Annotated in this window: 4 protein-coding genes; 1 reads left to right on the top strand and 3 read right to left on the bottom strand. The window is 65.8% G+C overall.

Annotated elements, in window-relative coordinates; genetic code table 11:
• Nucleotides 1-182 precede the first annotated feature (182 nt).
• Entirely contained in the window at nt 183-1,298 is a 1,116-nt protein-coding gene (locus IEX61_RS07865; RefSeq protein WP_054672859.1) for a site-2 protease family protein, read from the top strand.
• Here the strand turns inward: IEX61_RS07865 and IEX61_RS07860 are convergent.
• From IEX61_RS07860 to guaA, 3 genes are all read right to left on the bottom strand, one after another.
• Nucleotides 1,276-2,835: a M1 family metallopeptidase gene (locus tag IEX61_RS07860; protein WP_188817453.1), complete on the bottom strand. Its 1,560-nt coding sequence runs from the start codon at nt 2,833-2,835 to the stop codon at nt 1,276-1,278. The two genes, IEX61_RS07865 and IEX61_RS07860, sit on opposite strands and share 23 nt — an antisense overlap.
• 162 nt (nt 2,836-2,997) lie before the next feature.
• Nucleotides 2,998-4,404 carry an NCS2 family permease gene (locus IEX61_RS07855; RefSeq protein ID WP_229725777.1) on the bottom strand — a complete coding sequence of 469 codons (1,407 nt, stop codon included), beginning with the start codon at nt 4,402-4,404 and terminating at the stop codon, nt 2,998-3,000.
• Between the two features lie 202 nt (nt 4,405-4,606).
• Nucleotides 4,607-6,145, bottom strand: a complete 1,539-nt coding sequence (gene guaA / locus IEX61_RS07850; protein WP_054672441.1) for a glutamine-hydrolyzing GMP synthase — start codon at nt 6,143-6,145, stop codon at nt 4,607-4,609.
• Between the last annotated feature and the right edge of the window lie 61 nt (nt 6,146-6,206).

The following is a 6,206-nucleotide window of genomic DNA, read 5'->3' as shown; positions in this document are numbered from 1 at the left end:
CTCGCTTTTGTTCCCTTGGCTTGGTTGACCTCGCATCCACAATTATTGACCTAGAGCCGCGTTTTATCGCATCCGAATATTGCCGCTCTCATCTGTTAACGTCGTTCATCTTACCAAAAAAGCGTGGCATAATCAAGAAGAGAGCCATTTGCCCTCGATTCAACGCCAAAGGAGCCCCCAACATGTCCACTTGGCAAAACGAAAACCGAAAACGCTCCGGTAAGTGGAAAACCGTAGGCGGCCTGTCGTTGCTCCTGGCGCTGGCCGGGAAATTGAAGGGCCTCTTGCCCCTGCTCAAACTGGGAAAGGTGGGCGGAACCGTCTGGAGCCTCTTGCTCAGCATCGGTGCCTACGCTTTGGTTGCCCCCTGGTCGTTCGCCATTGGCCTCGTGGCGATGATGTTGATCCATGAGCTGGGCCACGTGTGGGCCGCCAAACGGCGCAAGTTGCCGGTGAGCGCCCCCACATTCATCCCCTTCGTGGGGGCGCTGATCACGATGCGCAAAATCCCCAACAACGCCGAAACGGAAGCGTATGTTGCCCTTGGCGGCCCCTTGCTGGGCACGGCGGGCGCCACAGCAGCCCTTCTCCTCGGGTGGGCGACGGGGAGCCAAGCGTTTTACGTGGCCGCGTCGATCGGCCTGTTCCTCAACCTGATCAACCTGTTGCCGATCCATCCCCTTGATGGCGGGCGCATCGTCACCGTCATCTCGCGCTGGCTTTGGCTCGTGGGCTTGATCGGCGGCTTTTTCTTGATCGTCTTCGTCCTTCGCTCCATCCTGTTCCTGATCATCTGGCTGATGTTCGCGTGGGACCTGGCGCAAGCGTACCTTTTCCGCCGCAAGCCCCAGCCGGCAACCCTCGAGCAGACGGTCCGGATCGACGAGGCCGAGCTGGAAGCGGCGGGCATCTTTTTGCCCGGGGAAGCGCACCAGCGGCAGTTGCCGTTTGTCGCGTACTGCCGGCGGGACAGCGAGGCGCTCGTCGTGGAGGCACGCCTCTACGATTGGCCCATCCCCCTCACCTTTCCCCAGGCGCGCGGCGCCGTGCACGCCGTCACGCTGGTGCGCACGCGGCGGCTTCCCCTCGACACCGGCGGCGGGGCGGAACTGACCTTCCACGTGACCTATGAGCCCGATCCCAGCGAGCAACCGGGCGGCATTGTGCGCGATGAGGCCTATTACCGCGTTTCGCCCCGCACCCGCCTGCGGTTCGGGCTGGCGTACTTCGGGCTAGCCGCATACCTGGTGATCATGATGCTGCTCCTCCACCGCGTCATGGTTCCCCTGGCGGCATAAACACCGGCGCACGCGCCTTCACCTCCGGCCGCGGGCCCCCGACGCCCTCGAACCAATAGCGGAAGAAACGATCCAGATCCGCTCCCAACTCCCCTTCGAGGACGCGCAGCAAGTCCGCTCCTGTCGCCGTGCGCAGGGCATGTTGCCGGGCATAGCGGCGCAGCGCGCGATTCATCGCCTCCTCGCCCACCTGCCGGCGCAGCTCCCACAGCGCGGCGCCGCCCCGCTCGTACACGAGGAGGCTGTAGGCGGTCCAGTTCGGAAAGGCGTAGACCGGCGCGCGCACCGACAGGCCGCGCCGCTGCCAGGCCACCGTTTGCGGATGCCGGGCGTGGCGATAGAGCATCCGCTCCATGTGGCGCGCGATGCGCGGGTAGGCGGAATGCAAAAACTGGAGCGTCGAATACTGGGCCAGGCTCTCGTCGAGCCACGGCTCGCGCACCTCGTCGTTTCCGACGATCCCGTACCACCACTGGTGGGCCGTCTCGTGGGCGACGACGAGAAGGCCGTCGTCGCGCGCCCGCTCGTCGCCAAAATACGCGCCCTGGACCATCACGAGGCCCGGATACTCCATCCCGCCGAAAAACCCGCCGGTCCGCACGACGTCGTAATCGGGATAGGGATAAGGGGAATAGGTGCGATGAAAGAACGACAAGCTGCGCACGGCCGCCTCGTGCAGAGCCCGCGGCAGTTCCGACCGGTCGCCCTGGCGCGTCCACGTGCGCACGCGAACCCCCTCGGGTGTGCGCCCCTCGAGCACGCGGTAGGTCGAATCCACCAGCACCAGGGCCATGTCGCGAACCCCTTCGGCGTGCACGGCGTAGCGGCGGCGGTCGTCGCGCGCCTCCCGCAGCGTTTCCCATCCGGTGGCCGCCACCTGCCAGCCCTCCGGCACCGTCACCTGCAGGTGGTAGTCGGCCACTTCCGAATAAAAGGGGTCGCCGATGGGATAGTACGGATCGAGGCGCCAGCCGCCGGCGTCGCGCACGGCCAGGATGGGCAGGGCATTGCCCAGCCACACCGCGTGCGCGTCGTAGGACAGCCGCCCGTTGTTGCGCGGCACATGCAGGGTAAAACGCAAGGCGACCGCGCACGGACGGCCGCGGGGCACGGCCACCTCGAGCACCGTTCCCCGCACGGCATAGCGGGCCGGGCGGCCGTCAACCGTCACGTCCGCCACGTCGATGCGCCCGGGCAGCCGCTGTTTCCCGAGCACCTCCTCCCACACCGGTCCGGCAAGGGCCCGGTCGTCGCGAAAGGCGTTGGCGTACAGGTGGACGAAGAGGCGCCCGTCCGTCGTGAGGGGCGCCGGCACCTCGGCCCACCAGGTTCCGCGCAAAAGCGGCTGAACGGTTCCGGTTGCCGCCGCAGCGCCCTCGCCCGCCGACGGCGCGGCCGGAAGCCGCTCGGCGGCAAGGTGCACCGTGTACCGCACCCGTTCGGCCTTCTCCTTCCCGTGCGACGCCGCACCAAACGGCCCCGCCACACACCCCCACACCATCGCCATCAGCACCGCCACGCGGAAGACCGTTCCCATACCCTTTCCTCCCAATCGCACGCAGGATTTGCGTTAGTCTTGCCCAAAGCAAAAAACGGCATGCACCCCCGTGGGGCATGCCGTTCTGCACGTCTTGGCAGCGCCGGAACCGCTGAACGCCGATGCGGTTTTTCCGCCCGGCTCGCCGGTTCCAGCTGCGGCCTACTCGCTGCCCAGGAACACGTAGCGGGCCAGGATCAGCACCGCCAGGATCCACATCATCCAGTGGATGCGCACCTTCTCCTTGCTGACCCGATTGTGTGCCGCGGCCAGGAGGACGAAGAAGACGATCCCGGCGGAAATGCCGTTGGCGATGGAGTACGTAAAGGGCATGAGGACGATGGTCAGGAACGACGGGATGGCGTAAACCATCCGGTCGAAGTCGATCTTCTTCACCGCGCTCATCATCAGCACGCCGACGATGATCAGCGCGCACGCCGTGGCCGCGTTGGGGATGATGGCCACAAAGGGCGCCAGCAGAAAGAGCGACGCCAGGAACAAGAGGCCGGTGGTCACCGCCGTCAGGCCCGTGCGGCCGCCGGCGGCGATCCCGCTCGCGCTCTCGATGTACGCCGTGATCGTCGACGTGCCGAGCAGAGCCCCGATGGACACCCCCCCGGCGTCCACCAGCATCGCCCGGCCCAGCCGCTTCTGCCCGTCCGGACGCTGGAGCAGTCCGGCACGATCGGCCGTGCCCACCAGCGTACCGAAGGTGTCGAAGAGCTCCACGAAGGTGAACACCATGATGACCTCCAGGAGCCCCATCTTCAGCGCCCCGGCGATGTCGAGGTCGCCCACGTGCAGCTTGGAGAAGTCGGGCAAAAAGGGCGTGTTGAAGAAGGCCTGCGTGTTCGTCACGCCGAGCGGAATGCCGATCAGCGTGGTGGCGAGGATGCCGAGGAGCAGCGCCCCCTGCACGCGCATCACAACGAGGAGCGCCGTCAGGACAAGGCCGATCAGGGCCAGCAGGGCGCTCTTGTCGTGCACCAGGTTGGCCAGGGTGATGTTCCACTCGAAGAACTGCAGGGTGACCGGCGTCGGCGCGCCACCCACCGCCTTGTCGATGGCCGCCGTCGACGGCCCGGCATTGGCCACAAACTGGATGCTCATCAGCCCGCTCAACTTCAGGCCGATGATGGTGATGAACAGGCCGATCCCCACGGTGATGGCGTGCTTGAGGGAATCGGGGACCGCCTCGACGAGGATCTGCCGCACCCGCGTCACCGTGAGGATGAGGAAGATGATCCCCGACAGGAACACGGCGCCGAGGGCCACCTGCCAGGTCATCATCCCGGTGTGCTGCGCGGCGACGACGGCAAAGTAGGCGTTGAGCCCCATGCCGGGAGCCAAGGCGACGGGGTAGTTGACAAGCAGGCCCATGGCGATGGTGACCAGGGCCGCCCCCACCGCCGTGGCGAAGAAGACGGCGTTCTTGTCCATGCCGGTGGCCGACAGGATGGCCGGGTTGAGGAACAGGATGTAGGCCATCGTCACGTAGGTGGTGAAACCGGCGATCAGTTCCGTGCGCACGCTGGTGCGGTTGGCGCGCAGCTGAAAGAAGCGTTCCAACATGGCCAATCCTCCTCGCGCCGCCAAAAGCGGACATTTTCGTGCTGCATTGCATGCAACGTTCGGATTGCCAACCTCATCGTACGTCAAAGGCGTCCCCATGTCAAGCAAAAACCGAACAATAAAGGAAAGGAGGGCGAGGATCTTTCGCCCTCCATTGCCATGCCGGTTCATCCTTGCCATCCGAATGCGCGGCTTCCCCTTATTCCCACTCGATCGTCGCCGGCGGCTTCGACGTGATGTCGTACACGACGCGATTGACGCCGTCCACCTCGTTCACGATGCGGCTCGAAATCCGCTCCAGGACGTCGTAGGGGATGCGCGCCCAATCGGCCGTCATTCCGTCGACGGACGTGACCGCGCGGATGGCCACCGTGTAGGCGTAGGTGCGGGCGTCGCCCATCACGCCGACGCTGCGCAGCCCGGTGAGGACGGTGAAGTACTGCCAGATCTCGCGGTCCAAACCGGCGCGCTGGATCTCCTCGCGCAGGATGGCGTCCGACTCGCGGACAATGGCCAGCTTCTCCTCCGTCACCTCGCCGATGACGCGGATGGCCAAGCCCGGCCCGGGGAAGGGCTGGCGCCAGACGATCTCCGCAGGAAGGCCAAGCTGCTCGCCCACCTTGCGCACCTCATCCTTGAACAGCGTGTTCAAGGGTTCGAGCAGCTTCATCTTCATGTTCGCGGGCAGGCCACCCACGTTGTGGTGCGACTTGATCGTCTGCGCCGTATCCGTACCGCTCTCGATGACGTCGGTATACAGCGTGCCCTGGGCCAGGAACTCCATCCCCTCCAGCTTGGCCGCTTCCTCTTCAAAGACGCGGATGAACTCGTGGCCGATGATCTTGCGCTTTTCTTCGGGATCGGTGACGCCGGAGAGCTTGCGCAAAAACCGCTCCCGCGCGTCGATGCGGATCACCTTCATCCCGAAGCGGCCTTCAAAGGTGCGCATGACGCTCTCCGCTTCCCCTTTGCGCAGCAGGCCGTGGTCGACGAACATGCACGTCAGCTGATCCCCGATGGCCCGGTGGACGAGGGCCGCCGTCACCGCCGAGTCGACGCCGCCACTCAGCGCGCAGAGCACCTTCTTGTCGCCCACCTGGCGGCGAATGTCGGCCACGGCGTCCTCGATGAAGGTGTCCATCGTCCACCCGCCGCGGCAGCCGCAAACCTCGTAGAGGAAATTGCGCAGGATGGCATCGCCGTGTTCGGTGTGCTTCACCTCGGGGTGGAACTGCACGGCGAAGAGCCGGCGTTCAGGGTGGTGCATCGCCGCCACCGGCGCGTTGGCCGTGCGCGCGTCGACCACGAACCCCTCCGGCAGGGCGGTGACGTGGTCGCTGTGGCTCATCCACACCACCTGCTCGGCGTCGAGGCCGCGGAAGAGGGGCGAAGCGGTGTCCACCTGGATCACGGCCTTGCCGTACTCCCGCACCTCGGCGCGGGCCACGGCGCCGCCAAGCTGGTGGGTCATCAGCTGCATGCCGTAGCAAATGCCGAGGATCGGCACGCCTAATGCGTAGATGGCCGGGTCGACCCGCGGCGCGTCCGGCTCGTAGACGCTGGCCGGCCCGCCGGAAAACACGATGCCCTTCGGACGCAGGGCGGCGATGTCGGACACCGGCGTCCGGTAGGAAACGAGCTCGCTGTAGACGCCAAGCTCCCGGATGCGGCGGGCGATCAGCTGGTTGTACTGGCCGCCGAAATCGAGGACGACCACCAGCTCGCTGGGCTTTTGCATGGCTCCGTTCCCCCTCCAAAATTCGAGCCCATTCTAGCATTGCCCCCGCACGCGGTCAAGG

Source organism: Calditerricola satsumensis (assembly GCF_014646935.1).
In the GTDB taxonomy this organism is placed as follows: Bacteria; Bacillota; Bacilli; order Calditerricolales; family Calditerricolaceae; genus Calditerricola; species Calditerricola satsumensis.
The sequence above is the reverse complement of the archived record's forward strand: the minus strand, read 5'-3'. Positions and strand labels throughout refer to the sequence as shown.